At 44.9% G+C, this 22165-nt stretch carries 22 protein-coding genes; 13 read left to right on the top strand and 9 right to left on the bottom strand.

All coding sequences use genetic code 11. The features are described from left to right. Positions 1-20: 20 nt before the first annotated feature. Together FDP09_RS23325 and FDP09_RS23320 are read right to left on the bottom strand one after the other, a co-directional pair. Positions 21-200, bottom strand: coding sequence for a hypothetical protein (locus FDP09_RS23325; RefSeq protein WP_015268307.1), 180 nt, complete (start codon positions 198-200; stop codon positions 21-23). 12 nt (positions 201-212) lie between these two features. Beyond that, positions 213-1061 (bottom strand): SPFH domain-containing protein, encoded by an 849-nt coding sequence (locus FDP09_RS23320; protein WP_137404840.1) that lies wholly within the window; start codon positions 1059-1061, stop codon positions 213-215. A gap of 197 nt (positions 1062-1258) precedes the next feature. Between FDP09_RS23320 and FDP09_RS23315 the strand changes: the two genes are divergently transcribed. After that, on the top strand, positions 1259-2449 hold the full coding sequence (locus FDP09_RS23315) for a hypothetical protein (protein ID WP_137404839.1): 1191 nt from the start codon (positions 1259-1261) through the stop codon (positions 2447-2449). 152 nt (positions 2450-2601) lie between these two features. Here FDP09_RS23315 and fabG read toward each other — a convergent pair whose 3' ends face one another. After that, positions 2602-3348, bottom strand: a complete 747-nt coding sequence (fabG, locus tag FDP09_RS23310) for a 3-oxoacyl-[acyl-carrier-protein] reductase (protein ID WP_137404838.1) — start codon at positions 3346-3348, stop codon at positions 2602-2604. A gap of 74 nt (positions 3349-3422) precedes the next feature. Here fabG and FDP09_RS23925 point away from each other — a divergent pair, with 74 nt between their 5' ends. The 8 genes from FDP09_RS23925 (at position 3423) to FDP09_RS23275 (ending at position 10433) form a co-directional block, all read left to right on the top strand. Further along, a complete protein-coding gene (locus FDP09_RS23925; protein ID WP_187328762.1) occupies positions 3423-3560 on the top strand; it encodes a hypothetical protein in 138 nt (45 codons plus the stop codon). A gap of 153 nt (positions 3561-3713) precedes the next feature. Then, entirely contained in the window at positions 3714-5111 is a 1398-nt protein-coding gene (gene lpdA, locus FDP09_RS23305; protein ID WP_137404837.1) for a dihydrolipoyl dehydrogenase, read from the top strand. 99 nt (positions 5112-5210) lie between these two features. Then, positions 5211-5744 carry an RNA polymerase sigma factor gene (locus FDP09_RS23300; protein WP_137404836.1) on the top strand — a complete coding sequence of 178 codons (534 nt, stop codon included), beginning with the start codon at positions 5211-5213 and terminating at the stop codon, positions 5742-5744. Further along, positions 5744-6562 (top strand): anti-sigma factor, encoded by an 819-nt coding sequence (locus FDP09_RS23295; protein WP_137404835.1) that lies wholly within the window; start codon positions 5744-5746, stop codon positions 6560-6562. Before FDP09_RS23300 ends, FDP09_RS23295 begins: the two co-directional genes overlap by 1 nt. A gap of 120 nt (positions 6563-6682) precedes the next feature. Further along, positions 6683-7141, top strand: coding sequence for a DUF2721 domain-containing protein (locus FDP09_RS23290; protein WP_137404834.1), 459 nt, complete (start codon positions 6683-6685; stop codon positions 7139-7141). Between the two features lie 3 nt (positions 7142-7144). After that, positions 7145-8038 carry a glycerophosphodiester phosphodiesterase family protein gene (locus tag FDP09_RS23285; RefSeq protein WP_137404833.1) on the top strand — a complete coding sequence of 298 codons (894 nt, stop codon included), beginning with the start codon at positions 7145-7147 and terminating at the stop codon, positions 8036-8038. Between the two features lie 2 nt (positions 8039-8040). Next, entirely contained in the window at positions 8041-9057 is a 1017-nt protein-coding gene (locus FDP09_RS23280; protein WP_137404832.1) for a threonine aldolase family protein, read from the top strand. Between the two features lie 113 nt (positions 9058-9170). After that, entirely contained in the window at positions 9171-10433 is a 1263-nt protein-coding gene (locus FDP09_RS23275) for a replication-associated recombination protein A (RefSeq protein WP_137404831.1), read from the top strand. Between the two features lie 506 nt (positions 10434-10939). On the opposite strand, the gene FDP09_RS23270 is transcribed toward FDP09_RS23275, so the two are convergent. The 6 genes from FDP09_RS23270 to FDP09_RS23245 all read right to left on the bottom strand — a co-directional run bounded on the left by FDP09_RS23270 (position 10940) and on the right by FDP09_RS23245 (position 17600). Then, positions 10940-13405, bottom strand: a complete 2466-nt coding sequence (locus tag FDP09_RS23270; RefSeq protein ID WP_137404830.1) for an OmpA family protein — start codon at positions 13403-13405, stop codon at positions 10940-10942. Positions 13406-13417: 12 nt separating this feature from the next. Further along, on the bottom strand, positions 13418-14587 hold the full coding sequence (locus FDP09_RS23265; protein WP_137404829.1) for a hypothetical protein: 1170 nt from the start codon (positions 14585-14587) through the stop codon (positions 13418-13420). 385 nt (positions 14588-14972) lie between these two features. Beyond that, positions 14973-15266 (bottom strand): thiamine-binding protein, encoded by a 294-nt coding sequence (locus tag FDP09_RS23260; RefSeq protein ID WP_137404828.1) that lies wholly within the window; start codon positions 15264-15266, stop codon positions 14973-14975. Between the two features lie 119 nt (positions 15267-15385). Then, positions 15386-15946, bottom strand: coding sequence for an aminoacyl-tRNA hydrolase (pth, locus tag FDP09_RS23255; RefSeq protein ID WP_137404827.1), 561 nt, complete (start codon positions 15944-15946; stop codon positions 15386-15388). 96 nt (positions 15947-16042) lie between these two features. Further along, positions 16043-16633, bottom strand: coding sequence for a 50S ribosomal protein L25/general stress protein Ctc (locus FDP09_RS23250; RefSeq protein WP_137404826.1), 591 nt, complete (start codon positions 16631-16633; stop codon positions 16043-16045). A 37-nt stretch (positions 16634-16670) separates the two neighbouring features. After that, entirely contained in the window at positions 16671-17600 is a 930-nt protein-coding gene (locus FDP09_RS23245; protein ID WP_137404825.1) for a ribose-phosphate pyrophosphokinase, read from the bottom strand. A 485-nt stretch (positions 17601-18085) separates the two neighbouring features. Here FDP09_RS23245 and FDP09_RS23240 point away from each other — a divergent pair, with 485 nt between their 5' ends. From FDP09_RS23240 to FDP09_RS23225, 4 genes are all read left to right on the top strand, one after another. Beyond that, a complete protein-coding gene (locus FDP09_RS23240; RefSeq protein ID WP_229683459.1) occupies positions 18086-19285 on the top strand; it encodes an OprO/OprP family phosphate-selective porin in 1200 nt (399 codons plus the stop codon). A 167-nt stretch (positions 19286-19452) separates the two neighbouring features. Beyond that, positions 19453-20832 (top strand): aminopeptidase P family protein, encoded by a 1380-nt coding sequence (locus FDP09_RS23235; RefSeq protein ID WP_137404823.1) that lies wholly within the window; start codon positions 19453-19455, stop codon positions 20830-20832. Between the two features lie 205 nt (positions 20833-21037). Next, complete coding sequence (locus FDP09_RS23230; RefSeq protein ID WP_137404822.1) at positions 21038-21388, top strand: hypothetical protein; 351 nt, start codon at positions 21038-21040, stop codon at positions 21386-21388. Positions 21389-21514: 126 nt separating this feature from the next. Beyond that, entirely contained in the window at positions 21515-21979 is a 465-nt protein-coding gene (locus FDP09_RS23225) for a COG2426 family protein (protein ID WP_137404821.1), read from the top strand. Positions 21980-22165: the final 186 nt, after the last annotated feature.

Here is a 22165-nt window from a genome sequence, read left to right as displayed (position 1 = left end):
TACATCATAAAAGAGGCCGACTATTCGGCCTCTTTTTGGTTTTTGCCGGGTTTGGGAAGCCTGCCCGCTTTCTTTAAGGCATCATGGATCAGGTACTCCAATTGTCCATTGGTGCTCCTAAATTCATCGGCCGCCCATTTTTCCACTGCCTTCATCATTTTTTCGTCGATCCGTAGGGCAAAAGCTTTTTTGTTTGGCATGTTACTGTTCTATTATTGGTGCAAGGTTCCCACATTGAGGACAGGGCTGGCACTCTTGTCCGAGCAGAGCACCACCATCAGGTTACTGACCATGGCGGCTTTTTTCTCTTCGTCGAAGTCGATGATTTCCTTGATTTTCAAATCATCCAAGGCCATCTCTACCATGCCCACTGCACCGTCCACGATCCGCCTTCTGGCTGCTACAATAGCCGTGGCCTGCTGTCTTTGGAGCATGGCACTGGCAATCTCCGAAGCATAGGCCAAGTGGCTGATCCGGGCTTCAATCACCTTGATCCCTGCGTGCTCCAGTCGTTCGCTGATTTCCTTTTCCAGCGACTGGTTGACATCTTCTACACCTGATCGTAGGGTCACTTCTGCATCCTCATCCTCAAAGTTATCATAAGGATATAATCCGGCCATTTTCCTGACTGCCGCATCCGCCTGCAGGTGGACAAAATTTTCATAATCGTCCACATCAAAAAAAGACTTGTAGGAATCCTCTACTTTCCAAACGACGATCGTGCCGATCATGACGGGATTACCGATTTTATCATTGACTTTCATGGGTTTGTTCTCGAAGTTCCGGACACGCAAGGAGATTTTTTGTTTCTTCATAAATGGGTTTACCCAAAAGAAACCGTTGGATTTTACAGAGCCCTTATACGCACCGAAGAGGAGTAATACCACGGCTTTATTGGGTTCGACGATAAAGAACCCAGGGGTCACGAAGATGAAGAGTACACCTAGGATGATGGCCAGTATAGCATTTCCCGAGGCGATGGACGCCAAGGCGCCAATGGCGAGCAGCAGCCCTGCCAGTACCATTAAATATCCGGAAATGGGTTTAGTTGTTTTTTCCATTTTATTATGATTTTAAAGTGATATCATTTTGATATACGTTGTGAGCTGTTTGAAGGTTGCAATGTTTTAAAGCTGGTAAGGTAGGGGGTGCTGACATGCTGGCTGTACTTTCAGTTATCCGGACAATGGGGTTGGATTTGCAGTTATACGAATTTATGACTAATTTGTTAGTTGTGTTCAGGTAAAAATCAGCAGCTGTGAAAAAGATATTTTGGTTAGGTACTTTGGTTTTGTTGATCTCTTGCCCAAAAAGAGAAAGGGTGGAAGTGTATCAAGGAAGGCTTGAGGAATTGGTGGATGGGGAGTTTATATTAAAGGTGGATACGACCACTGGTTATATTAATCATTTAAGTACGGTGACTGGTAGGGAAGATTGGTTGGTCCATCCTGTTCCTATGGCGGATCGTACGGGATTCATTATAAAAATACTTGAAGTGGGCTCTTCTAGATTGATCAAAGAGATTCCTATTCCTTATGAAGGTCCCAATGCCTTAAAAGGTGGTAGGGGAGCAAATTATTATGTTAAGGAAAATCTGGAGGTATTGCTTGTTGGGAGTCTTGGTCGGGTAGGACTGTATAACAGTGAAGGGAAGAAAATTAAGGAATGGGAAGTGGATTTTACCTTGCCGACCACAAAAGAGAGCTATGTCACATTGTCTTCAAGAAAAGGTTTAATGGTGAAAAAAGGTGCTTGGTTGCAGGTGGGACAGGATCCCAAAAATCACATGAAATTCAGGGACGAAAAAGCACGGTTGGCCAGGGTGGAGTTCCCTTTGGACTTTACCCATTGGCTGAGTCAAATCAATCTCCAAACTAGTGAGGTTAGGCACACTAATTTCACTATTCCTGGGGGGAATGAAGCATTTCAAGGGGATATTACGGCTACTTGGTTGATGGGGGCATTGGATACTAAGCGGGGAGATTATTATCTAGGTTGGCCATATTCGGATACTTTGTATCGCTTGGATGGAGTGAAGTTATTGGATAAAGTGGGCGTAAAATCGCGTGTTGAGTTAAATTATAAGCCCAGTGAGCGTATTCCTGTGGGCAAGGGGGCAACAACTTGGGTATTGCATAAGGAAGCTTCCCAACATATTTTTGTAGTGTACGATAGACAAAATGACCTTTTTGTACGGGGTAGTAAGGTCAATGAATCGGGAGAAGGAAAGACCAAATTTGACCGCATCAAGCACTATGTCTTACAGGTATTTTCCCCGAAATGGGACCCCTTAGGTGAATATTTCTTTGATTTTAAAGGGGAGAAGGAGGTTGAAAACTGGTTTGTGTCGAATGGTTTTTTGTATATCAATAAACCGGAGCGGTTGGATGAAGATGAATACGAGTTTTATCGAATTGACTTGGGACGATCCAAGGGGTTAAAGTATTGAGTCAGAGACTCAAATTTTGGTTAGTGCAGGGGCAGAGACCCTGCACAACCCCATGCGATCCAGTATGCAAAGAAAAATGCCCTTGAATCTATCCATGACAGGTTCAAGGGCATTTAATTTTTCAATTTATGAATTTTTCAATCTTCCAATTCCTACGTCAGCATGGCACCATCCACTTGAATGACCTGTCCAGAGATATAGGAACTCATGTCCGAGCCCAGGAATACACAGGCATTGGCCACTTCTTCTGGTTGGCCGCCCCGCTTCATAGGGATGGCATCTCTCCAGCCTTGGACAGTTTTCTCGTCCAATACCTCGGTCATTTCCGTTTCGATAAAACCTGGGGCCACGGCATTGCTACGGATACCCCTGGAGCCCAGCTCAAGGGCCACTGATTTGGTAAAACCGATGATGCCGGCCTTGGAAGCGGCATAGTTGGCCTGTCCGGCGTTTCCTTTGATGCCGACCACAGAGGTGATGTTGATGATGGACCCTGCTCTTTGCTTCATCATGGTCCTGTTCGCCGCTTTTACGGTATTGAAGCAGGATTTGAGGTTGATGTTGATGACATCGTCCCAGGCTTCTTCGTTCATGCGCATCAGGAGGTTGTCACGTGTAACGCCGGCATTGTTGATCAAGACATCCAGAGAGCCAAATTCCTTGACCACCTCGTTGACCAGTTCTTCTGCCGCCTTGAAGTCGGAAGCGTCAGAGCGGAATCCTTTGGCTTTGATGCCAAATTCAGCCAGTTCTTTTTCCAAGGCTTGTCCTTTCTCCACACTGGACAAAAAAGTAAAAGCTACATTGGCACCTTCTTGGGCATACTTCAGTGCAATTGCTCTTCCGATGCCTTTGGATGCCCCGGTTATGAGGGCGGTTTTTCCTGTTAATAATCCCATATTGTATATTAGTGTTAGATCGTTTAGAAGGATCAAAAATAGGGATAATTTCCCAAAAACAAATTTAGCACTCCATGTCCGCTACCATTAATATAGAGAAAATGATCTCTGCGGTAGGTGAGGGAGGAGGTCGAATGCCAAAAGCCAATTGGCTAAAGTCCTTGTGTCCAGCATTTGGCTTTAGCCCTTCGCCTTTCAGCCTTTGGCAATAGTCTTTTCCTTTTGATCAGCAGTAGATGCAACTGTCCCGTACCGTGCCGTAATTCAGCCGTTTCACGCCAGGATATTGGAAACCAAATTTTTTTCTGTGGCTAAATAGTTTAAATTTGCGAAGGTTAAAATAGCTATTTTAAAAACATACACATATGTCTTCAACAAAATTTGATGTTATTGTAGTAGGTAGTGGACCGGGAGGATATGTAGCGGCTATCCGCGCATCCCAACTGGGTCTGAAAACTGCTGTTGTAGAAGCCGCCGAATTGGGTGGTATTTGTTTGAACTGGGGATGTATCCCTACCAAAGCCTTGTTGAAAAGTGCGCAGGTTTTTGAATATATCAACCATGCAAAGGACTACGGCATTACCGTAAAGGATCCCAAGGCTGATTTTGGCGGAATGGTGAAGCGAAGCAGGGGAGTGGCCGATGGAATGAGCAAGGGTATTCAGTTTCTTCTAAAGAAAAACAAGATAGAACAACTCCTCGGCTGGGGCAAAGTAAAGCCAGGCAAGAAGGTCGAGGTGGAAGACAAGGACGGTAAGAAAACAACCTACAGCGCCGATAATATCATCATCGCCACTGGTGCCAGGTCCCGGGAGCTTCCTGCCATCAAGATCGATGACAAGAAGATCATTGGCTACCGAAAAGCAATGACCCTGGAAAAGCAACCAAAGAAGATGGTCGTGGTTGGTTCTGGAGCCATCGGAGTGGAATTTGCCTACTTCTATGCGGCGATCGGTACTGAGGTGACCATCGTGGAGTTTATGGACCGTATTGTCCCCAATGAAGATGCGGAGGTTTCCAAATCTCTCGAAAGAATCTACAAAAAAGCTGGCTTGAACATCATGACCAGTACTGAGGTGACTTCAGTGGATACCAAAGGCTCCGGCTGTAAGGTGACCGTCAAAACCAAAAAAGGTGAAGAAACGATCGATTGTGACGTGGTGCTTTCTGCAGCTGGTGTAGTCGCCAATGTAGAAAACTGTGGGCTGGAAGATGTAGGAATCGTCGTTGATAAAGGCCGCATTAAAGTGGATGAATTCTATAAGACCAATATGCCTGGTTACTATGCTATCGGAGACGTGATCCCTGGACCGGCCTTGGCGCACGTCGCTTCTGCAGAAGGGATCATCTGCGTGGAGAAGATAGCAGGCCATAATCCTGAGCCATTGGATTACAACAATATCCCAGGCTGTACCTATTGCGTGCCTGAAATTGCTTCGGTGGGCTATACGGAGGAGAAGGCCAAAGAGGCTGGTTACGAACTGAAGGTAGGTAAATTCCCTTTCTCTGCTTCCGGAAAAGCCAAAGCGGCCGGAGCCTCAGATGGCTTTGTGAAGTTGGTGTTTGATGCCAAGTACGGGGAATTACTTGGTGCGCACATGATAGGTGCCAATGTGACAGAAATGATTGCAGAGATTGTAGCTGTCAGAAAGCTGGAAACTACTGGTCATGAGCTGATTAAGACCGTTCATCCGCACCCGACCATGTCAGAAGCAGTGATGGAAGCAGCAGCTGCAGCGTATGATGAGGTAATTCATTTGTAAAATTGGTAAATATATCCTTATATTAGAGCACGAGATGGTTATACATCTCGTGTTTCTTTTTTTAAGGGACAAAAAAATAATAAATAACCTCGGCAACTTTTGCAAGAAGACCAACTCATAAAAGGATTACGAGCTAAGGATAAGCAAATAGTGGACTATTTATATGATAAATATTCCAGGGCTTTATTTGCTGTGATATCCCGTGTAATCAAAGACCACGACATTGCAGAGGAAGTCTTTCATGATGCTTTTGTGAAAATCATCAGGCGCATCGAAAGCTATGATGAATCCAAAGGGAGACTCTACACCTGGATGGCCAACGTTTGCAGAAATGCAGCCATCGACAAAACACGCTCCAAAGAATTTTCCAAAGACAGTAAGACCAATACGATAGATAACTACGTATATGGATTGGAAGGAGCGTCGGGAACTACAGAAGCTGTAGATGCAATCGGCGTAAAGGAACTCATTACCACATTAAATGAGGAACAACGATTCGTGGTTGAATGTATTTATTTTAAAGGCTACACCCATTCCGAGATTTCCGAAGAATTTGAAATTCCACTGGGAACAGTGAAATCCAGGATACGTGCGGCCTTAGGAGTATTGAAAAAGAATATTAATAGAATTTAGTGGATATTCAGTCTTACATAGCGTCAGGTAAGTTGGAGCTCTTTGTGCTGGGAGAACTCAGCGACAGAGAGTGCGAGGAGGTTATTGCGCTTTCCAAAAAGTATCCTGAAATCAAAAGAGAGCTTGAGGAAATCGAGGATGCCATGTTTGCTTTTGATGACAAGACAGGAGTCAAGCCATCGGAAGCGGTGAAGGGCAAGATTTTTGACAGCCTTTCAATGGACTTTGAAGAAGAAATAGAACCTGCAGCAAGCACTCCCCCTGTGGCAAAGCAAGTGGTTTTACAGCCGTGGAAGCAGTTTGCCGTGGCATCTTCCATCGTGGCCTTTTTGGCGATTCTGGCTGCGGTATATTTTGCTGTTCAGTATTATGATGTGGAAGAGCGTTTTACCGCTCTACTGGAAGAGCGAAATGTCTTGTCACAAGAGTTGGATGTAAACCAAGCCCGCTACAATGAGCTGGATGAGCAATTTGAGACCTTGCTGTCCGGTGATTATGAGCGCGTGCCAATGCTAGGAGAGTCCTTTGAATTGCAGAAAAATGCAAGGGTGGATGTCTTCTGGGATAAAGGATCACAAAATGTGTTCGTTTCAGTGAACCAATTAGCTTCATTGGATGAGGGCCAAGATTACCAGCTTTGGGCAATCGGTGACGATGGTCCGGTAGGGATTGGTATCGTGAAGCCAGGCGAGACACTGACCTTACAGCAAATGGAAGCAGCTGCTAGTGCTGGAGCCTTTGCCATCACCATCGAGCCTAAAGGGGGAAGCGAAGCACCGACTTTGGAAAACCTTGTCGTAATCGGTGAAGTCGTGTAAAGTAAATCCCTTGTGATATAAAAAATAAAACTGTGACAAACCCCGTCAATTTTTTTGACGGGGTTTTTATTATCCTCTAAAATTCCTGAATTTAGGTAGTCCAATTGAATCCACTTACTTATGGAACTTGAACTCTCCACCCCAGCATTGTTATTTTCGGCCATTACGTTATTGATGTTGGCATATACCAATCGTTTTTTGGCGATGGCCAGCTTGATCAGGGGGCTGAATGAACGCTATCGCGAACATCCTGATGATATGCAGCTCCTCGGGCAGCTTCAGAACCTCCGCAAACGAATGATCATGATCAAATACATGCAGATTTTTGGGGTAATCAGTTTTCTGATATGTGTGGTTTGCATGTTTTTGATCTATAGAAAATTTGATACAGCAGCCAATGTGACCTTTATGATGAGTATGTTGGCACTTTTGGTTTCCTTGGGGATATCCCTTTGGGAGATCAACTTATCCACTAAGGCACTTAGCATTGAACTGAGTGGCATGGAAGAGGTGCTGAAAAAAGCCAAGGGAGGTGCTCTCGGGTTAAAATTTAAAGATTCAAAACAATCAAAACCTTAATCGATGCAAAAGCAATTTTTGGCAGCAATTTACTTATGGTCCCTGAGCCTGGCCTTTGGGTGTAGTGATCCTTCTTCTAGAGGGGCTAGCCGAGAGCATTATCTGTCTTTTGAGAATGTTTCAGACACCAAGGCTTTTTTTACCAAAGATGCCGATTGGTCTCCTATGGTCAGTGCCCACCGAGGGGGAAGCTATCCCGGTTATCCCGAAAATGCCATTGAGACCTTTGAGTATGTATTGCAGCATACCCCTGCGCTCATAGAATGTGACATTTCGATGACCAAGGATTCGGTGCTGGTCATGATGCATGACAATACAGTGGACAGGACAACATCAGGAACTGGTAAAGTTGGGGATTTGACCTATGGGACATTAAAGACCTTTTATTTGGAAGATGCTTCAGGGAATACCACGGAATTTAAAGTGCCTACACTTCGAGAAGTCTTGGAGTGGGCAAAAGGGAAAGCTGTGCTCACCTTGGATATCAAGTCCAATGTGCCTTATGAGATGGTGCTTGAAGCAATTGAAGCGACTACTTCGGAAGCGCATGTTGTGCTGATTACGTACAGCTTGGCAGCAGCCAAAAAACTGTACAGTATGGATTCGGAGCTGATGCTGTCCGTGACCTTGAGAAATGAAGCAGAGTGGGACAGGTTTTTGGCAACCGGTATCCCCAAGGAGAATGTTCTGGCCTTTACGGGCGTTTCCGAAAGGAATTCCAAGTTTAATGAAAAACTTCATGAGCAGGGAGTGTGCACCATCTTAGGTACCTTGGGGAATTTGGACCAAAGTGCCGCTGCCAGAGGAGACCATCTTTATAGTGAATTTGTAAAAAACGGAGCTGACATACTGGCGACCGATCGGCCAATAGAAGCTGCAAAAATAATCAGGGAATAGCCATGATCATAGACCTTAGAAGCGATACGGTGACCAAACCCACAAAAGGGATGTTGGAGGCAATGTGGAGCGCCGAAGTAGGGGATGATGTCCTTGGAGAAGACCCTACAGTTCGGCTTTTGGAAAGGAAACTGTCGGATATGTTTGGAATGGACGATGCCATGTTCTGCCCATCAGGCACGATGTCCAACCAAATAGCGATAAAACTTCACGCAGGACAGCACAAGGAAGTGATCTGTCACAAGGATTCCCATATTTACCTTTACGAAGGAGGCGGCATCATGGCCAATGCGATGGCTTCAGTACGCCTTTTGGAAGGGGATTATGGGAAATTGTCAGCAGGCGAAGTAGAGGCAGCGGTGCAGCCAGATGATGTGCATGCGCCGATGACGACACTTGTATCCCTAGAAAATACCATGAACAAGGGTGGAGGCAGTGTATATACCCTTGAGGAGGTAAAAGCTATCCAGCAGGTTTGCCAAAAGCATCAGCTGAAGTTTCATCTGGACGGCGCGCGGATTTTTAATGCGCTCGCGGCCACTGGGGAAAAAGCTAAAGATTGGGGAAATGTTTTTGACACGATATCTGTTTGCCTGAGCAAGGGGTTGGGCTGCCCTGTTGGGTCTGTGCTGATAGGAGACAAGGCGACAATTCACCAAGCCAGAAGGATCCGGAAATCGATGGGCGGAGGAATGAGGCAAATAGGGTTTATGGCTGCAGCGGGCATATACGCGTTAGAGCATCATGTGGACCGCTTGGTGGATGATCACAGACGTGCCAAAGCAGTAGCCGATGTCCTGAGCACCCATTCCTATGTGGTGGAGGTATTTCCGGTGCCAACGAATATTGTCATTGTCAGGCTGGAAGGGATCAGTACGCAAGAAATGCTGGCAAAACTCGATCAAAAAGGCATAAAGGCAGTCCAGTTTGGAAAGAATATGCTGCGATTTGTAACGCACTTGGGCCTTACGGATGATCAGCTGGAAATGATGAAAGAAAAGCTAAACGAATGTCGATGATCACTGTTAGCTGTCCAACATTGGCGGTCGATAATCGTATTTACAGTTTTGGCACATAAGAGATGAAATCATCTGTCAGTAACTAATAGCAAAGGAATCTAATTACCAATTATATGAGTCAGGAGCCACTAGCAGAGCGGATGAGGCCGGCAAAGCTGGAAGAATTGATAGGTCAGGAACACTTGAGCAAGGAGGGGACGTTTTTGCACCGGGCGATCAGGTCAGGCACGGTGCCTTCGTTGATTCTTTGGGGACCACCCGGGGTAGGGAAAACGACAATCGCCAATATCATCGCCAATGAGGTGAAGGCTCCCTTTTATACCCTAAGTGCCATTAGCTCAGGTGTGAAGGATATTCGGCAAGTGATCGAAAAAGCCCGGTTTCAGCAAGGTGTGGTTTTGTTTATCGACGAGATCCACCGATTTAACAAAAGCCAGCAAGATGCGCTTTTAGGGGCTGTGGAAAAAGGGCATATCCGCTTGATCGGGGCGACCACCGAAAATCCTTCCTTTGAGGTCAATGCCGCATTGCTTTCCAGGTGTCAGGTGTTTACACTGAATCACTTGGAAAAAGAGAGTTTGGAGGCCATGGTCCACCAAGCGATGGAAAAGGATGTGCTGATAAAAACCAAAAATATCGAATTGAAGGAGTCTGAGGCACTTTTACGCCTTTCGGGAGGTGACGGAAGGAAACTGCTGAACCTTTTTGAGATAGTGGTAAATGCTATTCCAGATGACCCCATTGTCATTACCAATGAAAAGGTAACGGAGATAGCTCAGCAGAAGGTGGCCATGTATGACAAGTCTGGCGAGCAGCACTATGATATCATTTCAGCTTTTATAAAATCCATCAGGGGGTCTGATCCCAATGCTGCGGTGTACTGGCTGGCACGGATGATTGAGGGAGGCGAGGATGTGAAATTCATTGCCAGAAGGTTGGTAATTCTGGCTTCGGAGGATATCGGAAATGCCAATCCAAATGCGCTTTTGTTGGCTACACAGTGTTTTGATGCGGTGAAAATCATCGGATATCCTGAAGCGAGGATTATTCTTTCGCAATGTGTGACCTACTTGGCCAGTTCGGCCAAAAGCAACGCCAGCTATTTGGCCATCAACGAAGCCCAGGCCATTGTCCGTCAAGAGGGAGATCTTCCGGTTCCCATCCACCTCCGAAACGCCCCGACCAAACTGATGAAAGACCTCAATTACGGTAAGGGATATAAATATGCCCATGATTATCCAGGGAGTTTTGTGGAGGAGGAGTTTATGCCGGATAAGCTGAAGGGCAAGAAGCTCTATGAACCGGGCAGGAATGCGCGTGAACATGACCTGCGTAAAAATCTCCAGCGATTGTGGGGCAAAAAGTATGGATATTGACCCGAGGTGCGAGAACAGTTGGGATCATGTCGCTGGATGCAAGGATCAATAAGTTAGACATGAGCGCCAAGAGAAAAGAGAAAAGATTTTACAAATGCTGGATTGTGCCTGGTTCCGCGTTGTGCTGGGGCTCCGCCTCAGCACGGGCATGTTTTGCGTCTCTGACTCAATTAAGCAGTTCCGGATTTGTAACCTTCCCAGTTATTGCCAAATTTATTAATGAATACCAATAACCTCAGTTCGATTATAAAACCGTCACTGCGAGGCTTAGCGGTAGGTCTGAGCGGGTGGAAGCCGTGGCAGCTCGCCGCGGCGAGTTGCCACACCCTTTTCCAACCCACATTCTCCTAAAAAGGGTAGGCAATGACGCTTTTTATACTAAAAATAAGTCGAGCTCAGGTTAATATTAATCCGGTAAACACTAATCAGGGAAGGACAGCCTTTTGATGTAATCAAAAAAACCGGAGCCTCTTTCATAAAGAAGGCTCCGGTCAACCACTAACTGCTTATTCGGAAATAAGCGACACTTCTACTTTTCTGTCAGAGCGATTAGGCTCCTTTTTGGTGGGCGTTCGTAAAATCTGTCCACCCGTATGGGTGTTTATCCTGTCAGGGCTAATATCAAATTCCTCGATCAAAATATCTTTAACCGCCTGGGTACGTTCTTTGATTAGTTGGAGATTATAAGTGATATTACCTGTATTGTCAGCATAGCCTTCCAGGTTGATTTTGCTTTCTGGATTGGTGTTTAGGTAGTCAACTACGCTTTCCAGTTTTCTTTTTTCAGTCTCGCTCACTGTTTTTTGATTTAGTTCAAAGTACACGGCTGTCTGTGAGGAAAACAGTTTGGTGGTGTCCTTTCCTTTGATATAAATGGTGTCCACACGACTCGTCTCTTTTTGAGGGACAGTTGTAACAGCAGAAGCCATGTTGGCGGTTTTCTCAGGGGAAGTGGTTGCAGCAGTATCGACGGCCCCCTGACTGTCCGCCGCAATGAAGATGCCTGCAGTGGTCATCCCCAGGGCTGCTGCTGGCAGGTAATACTTTTGATATTCCTCTTCTGAGATGTTTTCATACCAGGGAGAGACAGATGATGTCAGGTCTGGAGATAATTCAGCTGAGTCATCACCGTTTTTATTAGCGTTTTTGGCCTTTTTTTTATCCTTGTTTTTGTTTCCACCAAAAATGATGGGGATTGGAATCCAACTTCTTTTCTTCTTTTCCTCTTGGTATGCCACTGCCGGAGCAGGTGCTTGTACAGTGGTTGCGGTTTGCGATGCATCACTAGGCTGGATATATACATACTGTGTTTCGGGAGTTGAAGTAGTAGCGATGGATTCCTCATTTTCTTCCTCTTCAGCAATTTCTTCCGTTTCCATCGTCTTGGTAGAAGCCATTGGTATATAGCCATCTTGGTCGGATGGTTGAGGGGTGAATGAAGCTGTGCTATCAGGCTGAGCGGGCGGCTGCATCATCATATATGAATTTCTACTTTCAGGTAGGTAGCCTCTTTGGGAAGCAAGAGTTGCTAGGTAATCATGGTAAGCCAAGGAATCGCTGGCAACTCCCAAACCAATACCTTCTTTTTGCTGCTCGAGTTCATTGATTTTTTTTCGGATTGTACTGGCTTGGTTTTCAAGGCTGTCTTTTTTTGCCATGTCTTGACTTTGGTAGTATTCCAATTCCTTCAGTGCCTTTACCTTTTCCACTTCAGTCATGGTGCTGTCTGATTGGATTTGAGCAGAATCAAGCTCATAAGCGCTTAATTTAGTTTCTACAATTGACTTTTCATGATGTACACTGTCCAGCAACCGCTGCTGGTCCATAATCTCTAGATCCACTGACAGCGTGGCTATTTGTCGCTTTAATTGCCCCCAGTACGGAGGTGTTCCCCAATTGAGGAAATAATAGTTGTTGACCACCGATGGACCTCCCTGATTAGGGGTTTTTTCGTATTCTTTGGGTTGGGGTGGAGCTTCTGTTTTGGTGGGAGCTTGCTCTTGTACTTTCTGGCTGGTAACTACCGGTGGTGGCGTCGTGTTGTATGATGAAGTTACTTTTGGAGCTCTGAAATGACTCTTTGCAGATCCGAAACTGAACTTAATGCCGGCGCCATGATAGATAAACCAGTCCTTATCATTGTTTTTATTGCCCCTGTAAGGAGTCTCTGTATTGACAGCGTTTGTTCCCGGTTTGGCTGCATAGGCCTCAAAGTCACGGGGATAATCCTGCTTATACAGACCACTGACATCGTCCAGGTAATCGGTGAAGGTGTGGTTAAAGGTGCTTTGTGCAAACAGCTCCAGTTTATTTCCCAATCTTACCCTAAACCCAATTCCTAGGGATGCATAGAGTCCTTGGGTTTCATATAAGCCATTGGCTTCCGTTTCAAAGCTAGATAGGACAGTCTCGTACGTCCCGTCCCGCATGACGGGAGAAGTGCTGTAATCATATCGGTTGCCATCGGCATCCAGGAGGTCACCCTTTACCTCATACCACATCCATCCACCACCCAAGGTAAGGTAGGGGGCGATAAAGGATTTTTCTGACAGGAGTTTGCCGTTGTCCGCTTTCAAGACCAAGGATATTCCCACATCTTCCATGGAGTTTTGAAAGTTCAGTGCACGGTCAAAATGTGGGCTGTCTTTCACTATTTTTCCACTGGGTGTCATATAACGGTCGCTCATACCAAAATGATACTGACCGTAATGTACCTTAAGTCCAGTAGTGGGCGTGAGCCTCCTTTCCAGCGAAAGCTGTCCGGAATAGTCTGATGTGTAATTTTCGTTATAGGTGAAGAGTTTCAGGGCATTGGAGAAGTCACCGATGCCCTCTACAGGATAGGGGCTAAGGTCGCCATAGTAATTCGTAAAGCCACCGCTGACCCCTATTCGCCAGTTATAGTTTACCTGTTGGGCATGCAGAAAGCGGCCTGCCAAGAGGATAAACAGTACTAATATAATTCGTTTCATAGTGGCTTTGGATTATTTGTTGTTCAGTCCCAACCAGATATTGAATTCCAAGCTAAAGCCAGCATAAGGCTGCAGATTGAAGTTGTCATTTGATACGCCGGGCGTTTCGGTAGTTACCGCTACCAAGCCGGCGTTGAAGCGGAAGACTCGAAAGACCTTATAGCCCAACCCTGCATAAATAGGAAGGTTTACAATAGGTCCTGAGATTTTGGTGCCATTTTGAGCCTCAAAGTTTTGTAGGAACACGCCAGCTGAAAAAGAGGCATTGCCAAGGAACTTAGTGAATGCTTTGTTTCCCAGTGGGACAGAAACACCGGCGTACATGCCGTTAAAATACTCGGTACTCGGGAATAACCTTTTCATGGCAAATCCGCCATATCCGAAGTTAAGTGGAATGCTGGATGGTTTTTTCTCGGTGGGGTAGGCATCTACAGACCTGATGTCCACTAGGGCAAACATGTTGTCGGACAGGTATTGGTCGGCCTCGTTTTGCAAAAGCGCAATAAGCTCGTCGATGTATTGATGGGCATATACGGTGCGTTCGTTGTCCTCCCTATCTTTTTTTCTCCCCAAGAGATTGAATTTGGCTTTTTTAAGTTTTATTTCTTCCCGTTGCTCAAGCTTCTGTTTGACGATGTCACTGAAGCCGCTGAAGTCCTGATGGATGAAATGGCTGTAATTTTTGATCCCATCTGAGACGATTTTATCCAATTGGGCAAGCATTACCTTATTGCTGTTATAAGCGTGGATCTTTCCCTTGGATATTTCAAGGTTTGCTTGGATATATGCGGCCAGGTTGTGGTTGATGGAAGCTTTTAGTTCTTCCATTTGTTGTTGGTCAGCACGTTGGTAATAATGCAGCTCAATGGTGTACTTTTCACTGCTCCTTAGTGGATCCGCGACTAAGATTTTATATTGATTGACTTGGAAATTGAAGGGCTGCTTCCATGTGTAGGTTTCAGCTTTGTGGATGCTTTTTGAGGATTGATATACTTTACTCTCGATGTATGAAATTCCCTCTGGAATGATTCCCTTGATATAGAATATCTCCTCCGAAGGAAGCGGATTCCCCTCATTGATTTGATTGCGTACCACATCGTAATGTACGGATTTGATTTGGGCCTCTACCATTTGGATTGAGCATAGAACTCCCAGTAGAAGTAACGTAGTAAAATTCTTCATAATCTCGAAGTGATTAGTATAATGTCTAAAGAAATTGGTTTGTACTGAAAAGAAGGTTGTTTCTTTTCACATGAACACAACTGGTCGGCCGGGTACAGGTATGCGTGTTTTTCGATATAATTTTGGGTCAAATATATCAACTTTAGTGCCACGCCCCTTTTTGCTACCTACGCATATGTACGCAAAAATGGATTTATGGTAAATATTATTTTGTTAGTAGTAAAAAAAACAAATAATAGTGAAAAAATATTCGGCTCGAAAGTGCTTTGTCGATGCTGTTTGTCGGCGTATCAGGGATATGTTGGTGGGAGGGTACCGCTAATAAGAGGTGAAGTACGATGGTATTTCGTTGGGGGACAGCCTGTCTTGGAGAATGTCAGAGGGGTTACTGGCGATGTTTATCGGTTTTTTCGCCCATGGTGACATCACCGGATTTTCGGATTTGCATTCGGTAGTACACTAGTATTTCTTCAGCTCCGGCATCCAAGACCGCTTGCTGAGCTTTTCGGCATATTTCCATCAGAAGGTCTTCCGGTCCTTCCATTACTGTCTCAAACGGAGTGACTTCATATTTTACACCTGAGGACTGAATGACTTCAATGGCTTTGTCCACTAGGCTATAGGTGTCCAATACAGTACTTTTTGGGACGATTTGGAGGCCTAAATTGATGCTTTTCATGGTGTGGGAGAGTTTAGAAGGTTTTAGGATTGGATTGTTGGAGCATTTTTAGGGAGTGCTTTTTACGACCCAAAGAAATGATGTCGTTGACTAGTGGCTGCGAACTATAAGCAAGGAAGCTAATCATTAAACTGGCTCATGGTCATATTGATCCCAATGGTGCAAAACCCTTTGATGATTTCTATCGATTTGTCCATAAACAGGGGCAGCTCGTCAATTTCCTGTTGGCTCCAATTGCCCAGGACATAGTCTATTTGCTTTCCTTTTGGGAAATCATCGCCGATACCAAAACGTAGCCTGGGATAATTTTGACCACCTGTCATGGCTTCGATGTTTTTTAGTCCATTATGGCCTGCTGAGGATCCTTTGGCCCTTAGTCGGAGCTTGCCAAAGGGCAGGGCGACATCATCGACGATCACCAGCGTGTTTTCTTTGGGGACCTTAAGCTCTTTCATCCAGTAGTTCATCGCTTTGCCACTAAGGTTCATATAAGTAGTCGGTTTGATGAGGTGGAGCGTCCGTCCTTTGTATTTGACCGTTGAGGTAAAGGCAAGGCGGTTGCTTTTCCAAGGTGCATTTTCTTGATCTGCAAACCTGTCCAATGTCAAAAATCCAATGTTATGCCGGGTGAGTTCATATTCTGGGCCGATGTTCCCAAGTCCAATGATAAGGTACTTCATGGTGTCTTTACGTTAGGCATTCAGCGAAAATAAAAATCCTGCCAACATGTGGATGTTGACAGGATTGGGTATTTATCTTTTAGAAGCGGGAATGGCTTATGCTTCTTCCTCTTCTTCAGCATTTTTCTTACCTCTAAGTGCTCTTGGAATACCAATGGTAGCGATAGATACACTAGGGTTGGTCATGATTTCATAACCTTCTGCTTTTACTTCGTGAACTTTTACAGACTTTCCTAGTTCAAGGTTAGAAATGTAAACAGGGATGCTGTCAGGAAGGTCTTTGGCAAGGCCTTTAACGGTAAGTGATCTGGTTTTCATTTCCAGTTTACCACCTTTTAGGATACCAGGAGCAGAGCCTTTGATGTCCACAGGAATGTCCATTGTGATAGGCTTCTTGTCACTGTAAGCCAAGAAGTCAGCATGAAGAAGTACGTCACTTACAGGGTGGAATTGCGTCTCACGAAGGATGGTTTTGATTTTGGTGCCTTCAATGTTCAATTCTACCATGTGCACTTCAGGAGTGAAAAGCAGTGGTCTGAACAGGATAGCTGGAGCATAGAAGTGAATTTGTTCTTTGATCCCTGGTCCGTAAACCACGCAAGGTACATTTCCTTCTTCTCGGATTTCCGAAATGGAAGGACTGTCGAGATTTGCTCTTTTAAACCCTATAATCTCTAACGATTTCATAGTTTTAATATATTAAATATGTGATAAATAAGAATTGCTATACAAATAAAGCACTGATCGAATCATTTCCGGTCACTGCATGGATGGCCTTGGCGAACAACTCTGCTACGGTAAGGACTTTGATCTTTGAAGACTCTTTTTTGATCGGAATGGTATCGGTGATGACCAGTTCTGACAATTTGGAATTTTCAATATTCTCATATGCCTTTCCAGACAAGACGCCGTGTGTTGCGATCGCCCTGACAGAATTGGCTCCTTTGTCAAGGAGTATTTCTGCGGCCTTGCACATGGTGCCTGCAGTATCCACCAAATCATCGACCAAAACTACATCTTTCCCTTCTACGTCGCCGATCACTTGCATGGAAGCCACTTCGTTGGCACGCTTACGATGTTTGTCGCAGACCACCATATCCACTTCGAAATGCTTGGCGTAAGCCCTTGCCCTGCTTACTCCTCCGACGTCCGGGGAAGCAAAAATCAGGTTGTCGCCCAAATCCAGGCTTTTCAAATAGGGCACAAAGATAGCGGAACCATTCAAATGATCCAAAGGAATATCAAAAAAACCTTGGATTTGTCCAGCATGTAAGTCACAGGTCATGATTCTGTCGGCACCGGCAGACATGATCATGTTGGCTATTAGCTTGGCTGCTATGGATACACGAGGACGGTCTTTTCGGTCCTGGCGGGCATATCCATAATAGGGTACTACGGCACAGACCTTATAGGCACTTGCTCTTTTGGCGGCATCGATCATGAGGCAAAGCTCTAGAAGATTGTCCGCATTTGGATTGGTGGACTGAATCAAAAACACGTGGCATCCCCTGACGGACTCGTCAAAGCTGGGAGACATTTCCCCATCGCTGAATTTGGAGAGGGTCATGGCTCCTAATTCTTGTCCGTAATTTCCTGCAATGGAATCTGCCAGTTTTTTTGTGTTGGTTCCGGCAAAGAGTTTAACCTCGGGCATGTTGTGTAGATTTTGTTAAGGAAATGGTTTTGTTTTTCACATGACAAAGATAAAAAAAAAGGTGAAACTCAGCAGCAATACCGTTAGTAATAGATGATAGCGGTAGGGTTTTGGTGGTATCGCTTGATCTGCCATCAGTATGTGGGTATGGATCGTCTGGCATTTGGCTTACCGAAACGAAGGCAGGGGTAGATCAGTCAATAGTTTTCTTTTTTTTATGCTTGAAGGGATGTAAAAACCGTGCCAGCGGGGTGATCCTTTGAAAACGGTTACTTATATGTTATCTTGATTATACCAATATTAACAAAAAGGTAATATTGCTTTTGTGCAGGCTATTCGACGAACCGTTAATTTTGCAGCCGATTTCAGTGAAAGGCCTTCACGGAAAGCTTAACATTTATTTGATCTGGAAATGCAAGGAGCCGGATCGATTTAAATGTTCCAAATACTTAAATTTACAAAAAAAATAAAACCGCTTTATGGACATGGGCAAACTGTGTGTTGCTGTCTGTGTGTGGCTGTCGTTTGCTGTGACTACCCATGCCCAGACCGCATCAACAGATTCGGCAAGTGTGGATATCAGGCACACTTCTAAGGGATTCCAATTTACCACTCCGGGAAATAAATTTCAACTTCAAATTGCCGGTAGGTTGCAATTTCGGTATGCCTATTCTTCTGATCAGGACCCGTTGAATTTTGATGATTATCATGCACCAGACCAACATGTGTTCAAGATCAATCGGGCCAGGCTAAAAGTAGGAGGGCATGCATACCAGCCTTGGTTAAAATATTACTTTGAATATGAGCTTGGTGCCAGCAGGCTTTTGGACTTCAGGGTAATGGTCGAGAAATGGCCGTGGTTAAGTTTTAAGGCAGGCCAATGGAAAGTAGAGTATACTCGTGAGCGATCCATCAGCAGTGGGAAACAGCAAATGCTGGAGCGTTCCCTTATCAATAGGCCTTTTACCATCGATCGCCAGCAGGGTGTTTCAGTGTACGGAAGGATAGATGAAGGGGGATTGGCTGACTTCAATTACCACTTTTCGATACTGACAGGTATGGGTCGGGAAGCAAGGGAAAATGATGATAAAAAGCTCATGTACGTCGGGAAGGTATTTTGGAATTTCCTTGGCGATGGGGTAGCCATTTCCGGCTCCGACCTAAAGCACCAAGTATTGCCCCAGGCTTCAATAGCCCTTGCGGGAGCTACCAATACCAGCCCATATACCCGTTTTTCATCCAGCGGTGGAGGGGAATTGATAGGCTATCAAGGTGGAGCCCCTGGCCAGTATCAGGTGGACCAGTGGGTAGTGGAAACTGCCTTTCAGTATAAATCATTTAGCTGGCAAAGCGAGTATCACAGAAAGCGGATAAATGACAATTATGGACCTGAAGCTGGACATTTGTCTGGTTTCTATGTGCAAGGTGGCTATATTTTAAATCATCAAGATGCCGCTGCGGGCAAGCCCTTATTTGAAGTGGCTTCCAGGTATGCCCATTATCAACCGGAACTTAGCCTGCCAAACAACAGCGAAGAAGAATACACCTTGGCGTTTAATTGTTTCTTTAATGGCCACCTCAATAAGCTAACTGCTGACGTGTCTTATTTTGATTTTGACCAAATGTCCCAAAACCGGGAAGCAAATGATTGGCGAGTGAGGGTGCAGTATGACTTCTCATTTTAATTTCATGGCAAAGCAAACTGCCAGGCCATCCTCCATCTGGCTGTCAAATAATCCATGAGCCAATGCGGAGCCTTACGGGCTAGTCACCAATATCAAGGATCTTTCTTTGTTTGCCCAAAATACTTTCGGACATTTGTGGTTTACTTATTTTAAACGACCCACTTATAATGTTCAATAAAGAGATTTATATAGAAAGAAGGGCCAAGCTTAGAGCTAAAATGGGCAGTGGCCAGTTGTTGTTTTTAGGGAACGATGAAGCCAGTGTCAATTTCAAACACAATTGGTACCCGTACAGACAGGACAGTACCTTTCTCTATTATTTTGGGATTTCGCTGCCTGGCCTCGTTGGCGTGATTGATTGTGATGGCGGTAAAGACTATATTTTTGGAAACGATTACGAAATAGACGATATCGTATGGACTGGACCTCAACCTACTGTCGCCGAACTGGGCGAACAAGTGGGGGTGGAGAATACCGCGTCATTGAAAAAGTTGTCTGATATTATCAAAGGAGATTGTCATATTCTTCCTCCATACAGGGGAGAACATGTACTGAAGCTTCGCGAATTGCTGGGCAAAACCGTAGAGGAGATAGAAGGCATGCCTTCAGAGAAGTTTATTCAGGCAGTGGCCAATCAGCGAAATATCAAGTCATCAGAGGAGCTGGCCGAAATGGATGAAGCCGTGAGCAGGACTTCTGCCGTTCATCTTGCAGTGATGAAAGCGGCTAGGGCTGGAATGAAGGAATATGAATTGGTAGCCGTGGCTACGAGCGTGGCCAGGTCGTATAATGCCTCGCTTGCATTTCCTCCGATTGCGACGATCAATGGGCAGACCTTGCACAATCATTATTATGGGAATACGCTGAAGGAAGGAGATATCATGTTGTTTGACTCTGGAGCAGAATCCACCGAGTTTTACGCGGGCGATATGACCAGGACCTTTCCAGTAAGTGCTAAGTTTGATGCACGACAAAGGGAGCTATACGAAATCGTGTATAATGCACACCGCGCAGCAGTGGAATCCCTTCGTCCGGGCAAGCGTTTTCTAGATGTTCATTTGCTGGCTGCAGAAACGTTGGTGGAAGGCCTCAAAGGTGCCGGCCTAATGAAGGGAAATGCAAAGGATGCAGTGGCTGCTGGTGCGCATACCATGTTCTTCCAGTGCGGTTTGGGCCATATGATGGGACTGGATGTTCACGATATGGAAAACTTAGGCGAGCAATATGTAGGCTATACAGCATCGCTTAAAAAATCCACGGAATTTGGCCTGAAATCACTTCGGTTAGGAAAAGAACTTGAAACTGGCAATGTCATTACGGTAGAGCCGGGGATTTATATCATTCCTGAACTCATTGATATGTACAAGGCTGAGGGTAAGTTTAAAGATTTTATCCATTACGATAAACTGGATACTTACCGTGACTTTGGAGGAATCCGTGTCGAGGAGGATTTGGTGATCACTGACAAAGGTGCAGACCTACTCGGTACTCCACTGCCTATAGCGCCAGATGAAGTGGAAAACGTTCGCAAGGAAGCATTGTCCTAAAACAAGCGCAAATTATAACTTCAAAACCATTCGGTAAATCTATTGTAATACCGAATGGTTTTGCTTTTTTGGAAGGTTGCTAAATAAAAAGTGGTCATGGTGTCGTGTTTTTTTTCTTTTGGCATCAAACTTGAAATAACTTTTTCCGTATATGGTTTTTGACTTTTATGTCAAATTCGGTTAAAAATTCCCTACATTCGCGGCAATGAATAAATGCTCCAAGATCGTTTTCTTTCTATTTTGCCTAGTGGCATTCACCATTTTCATGGGGGAAATGGAGGAGGTCTCTGTGGCCAAAGCAGTGAAGAATACCGTCCTGAGAGCAAATGGTGATAATGCTGTCATTGCAGGAAGTTATGTTCAGACAAGGGCAGCGGGTGAACAATATAGCTTGGGCGATAACGAGCAGCACCCGGGCAAAACATTTTTCCTGCAGTCTGTCGATTTCAAATTAGCACAGCAAACTTTTAATACGACCTATAAGACCGTAAGAAAAGTGTCATTGAGGCCGGTGACGGTAACCCATTTTTCTGGACGGGCTCCTCCCGTTTCTTAAGTTTATATACCCTTTTATCTACAAAATACATGTATTTCCACTTCTAATTTTGTTAGTGCCTACTAGTGATGGCAGGGAACGATAGAGGAGTGGTGAAGAATTTCTTACGATTTACGTTAACGACAAATGATTAATATAATAATCCATACTTTTTTACTCAGCATATCTCCCTTTGGTGAATCCAGGGTGGGGATTCCTTATGGAGTCCTGAATGGCCTCCACCCAGTGACGGCTCTTGGGGTAGGCCTTATTGCCAATTTATTGGTATTTCCCATCATGATGTTTTTGATTGACAATTTTAATAATCGTCTTTGGAAATACCGCATGTACAAAAGCCAGTCGGTAAAACTGATGCGCCGTGCCAAGAGTGGTGTAGGTGATAAGATCCAAAAATATGGCTTTTGGGGCTTGATGATGTTTGTGATGATACCGCTGCCTTTTACAGGAGTATATATGGGAACCATTGCGGCCTATATTTTTAAGTTGCCGCGAGCATCTTCATTTATAGCCATTAGCATTGGGGCAGTGATCTCTTGTTTGATCTTGGCGTTTGGCTCGCATCTGGGAAGTTTGATTCCCGGAGTATTGTAGGATCGGGTTGAATCATGCTTTAAAGCCGTAAAAAAAGAACAACAAATAAAAAACAGGACGTCGGGCGTAGCCCCGAAGGCTTCCTATGCCCTCTACAGATTTAAAAACTCCATGCTGGTGTCAAGTCAAACCTGCCTTTGCCGGCAGGCCGGCCTAAACTTACGTGGAATCCGGTGCATCTTTTGA

This window comes from Echinicola rosea, assembly GCF_005281475.1.
In the GTDB taxonomy this organism is placed as follows: Bacteria; Bacteroidota; Bacteroidia; order Cytophagales; family Cyclobacteriaceae; genus Echinicola; species Echinicola rosea.
This window is presented reverse-complemented; position numbering and strand designations above follow the sequence as displayed.

Coding starts and splice junctions, on each gene's coding strand:
- fabG (WP_137404838.1), bottom strand. CDS start 3,348: ATGGGATTATTAACAGGAAAAACCGCCCTCATAACCGGGGCATCCAAA.
- FDP09_RS23240 (WP_229683459.1), top strand. CDS start 18,086: ATGGGCAAACTGTGTGTTGCTGTCTGTGTGTGGCTGTCGTTTGCTGTG.
- FDP09_RS23325 (WP_015268307.1), bottom strand. CDS start 200: ATGCCAAACAAAAAAGCTTTTGCCCTACGGATCGACGAAAAAATGATG.
- FDP09_RS23235 (WP_137404823.1), top strand. CDS start 19,453: ATGTTCAATAAAGAGATTTATATAGAAAGAAGGGCCAAGCTTAGAGCT.
- FDP09_RS23320 (WP_137404840.1), bottom strand. CDS start 1,061: ATGGAAAAAACAACTAAACCCATTTCCGGATATTTAATGGTACTGGCA.
- pth (WP_137404827.1), bottom strand. CDS start 15,946: ATGAAGTACCTTATCATTGGACTTGGGAACATCGGCCCAGAATATGAA.
- FDP09_RS23925 (WP_187328762.1), top strand. CDS start 3,423: ATGTCCGCTACCATTAATATAGAGAAAATGATCTCTGCGGTAGGTGAG.
- FDP09_RS23225 (WP_137404821.1), top strand. CDS start 21,515: ATGATTAATATAATAATCCATACTTTTTTACTCAGCATATCTCCCTTT.
- FDP09_RS23275 (WP_137404831.1), top strand. CDS start 9,171: ATGAGTCAGGAGCCACTAGCAGAGCGGATGAGGCCGGCAAAGCTGGAA.
- lpdA (WP_137404837.1), top strand. CDS start 3,714: ATGTCTTCAACAAAATTTGATGTTATTGTAGTAGGTAGTGGACCGGGA.
- FDP09_RS23280 (WP_137404832.1), top strand. CDS start 8,041: ATGATCATAGACCTTAGAAGCGATACGGTGACCAAACCCACAAAAGGG.
- FDP09_RS23285 (WP_137404833.1), top strand. CDS start 7,145: ATGCAAAAGCAATTTTTGGCAGCAATTTACTTATGGTCCCTGAGCCTG.
- FDP09_RS23265 (WP_137404829.1), bottom strand. CDS start 14,587: ATGAAGAATTTTACTACGTTACTTCTACTGGGAGTTCTATGCTCAATC.
- FDP09_RS23270 (WP_137404830.1), bottom strand. CDS start 13,405: ATGAAACGAATTATATTAGTACTGTTTATCCTCTTGGCAGGCCGCTTT.
- FDP09_RS23260 (WP_137404828.1), bottom strand. CDS start 15,266: ATGAAAAGCATCAATTTAGGCCTCCAAATCGTCCCAAAAAGTACTGTA.
- FDP09_RS23245 (WP_137404825.1), bottom strand. CDS start 17,600: ATGCCCGAGGTTAAACTCTTTGCCGGAACCAACACAAAAAAACTGGCA.
- FDP09_RS23250 (WP_137404826.1), bottom strand. CDS start 16,633: ATGAAATCGTTAGAGATTATAGGGTTTAAAAGAGCAAATCTCGACAGT.
- FDP09_RS23290 (WP_137404834.1), top strand. CDS start 6,683: ATGGAACTTGAACTCTCCACCCCAGCATTGTTATTTTCGGCCATTACG.
- FDP09_RS23230 (WP_137404822.1), top strand. CDS start 21,038: ATGAATAAATGCTCCAAGATCGTTTTCTTTCTATTTTGCCTAGTGGCA.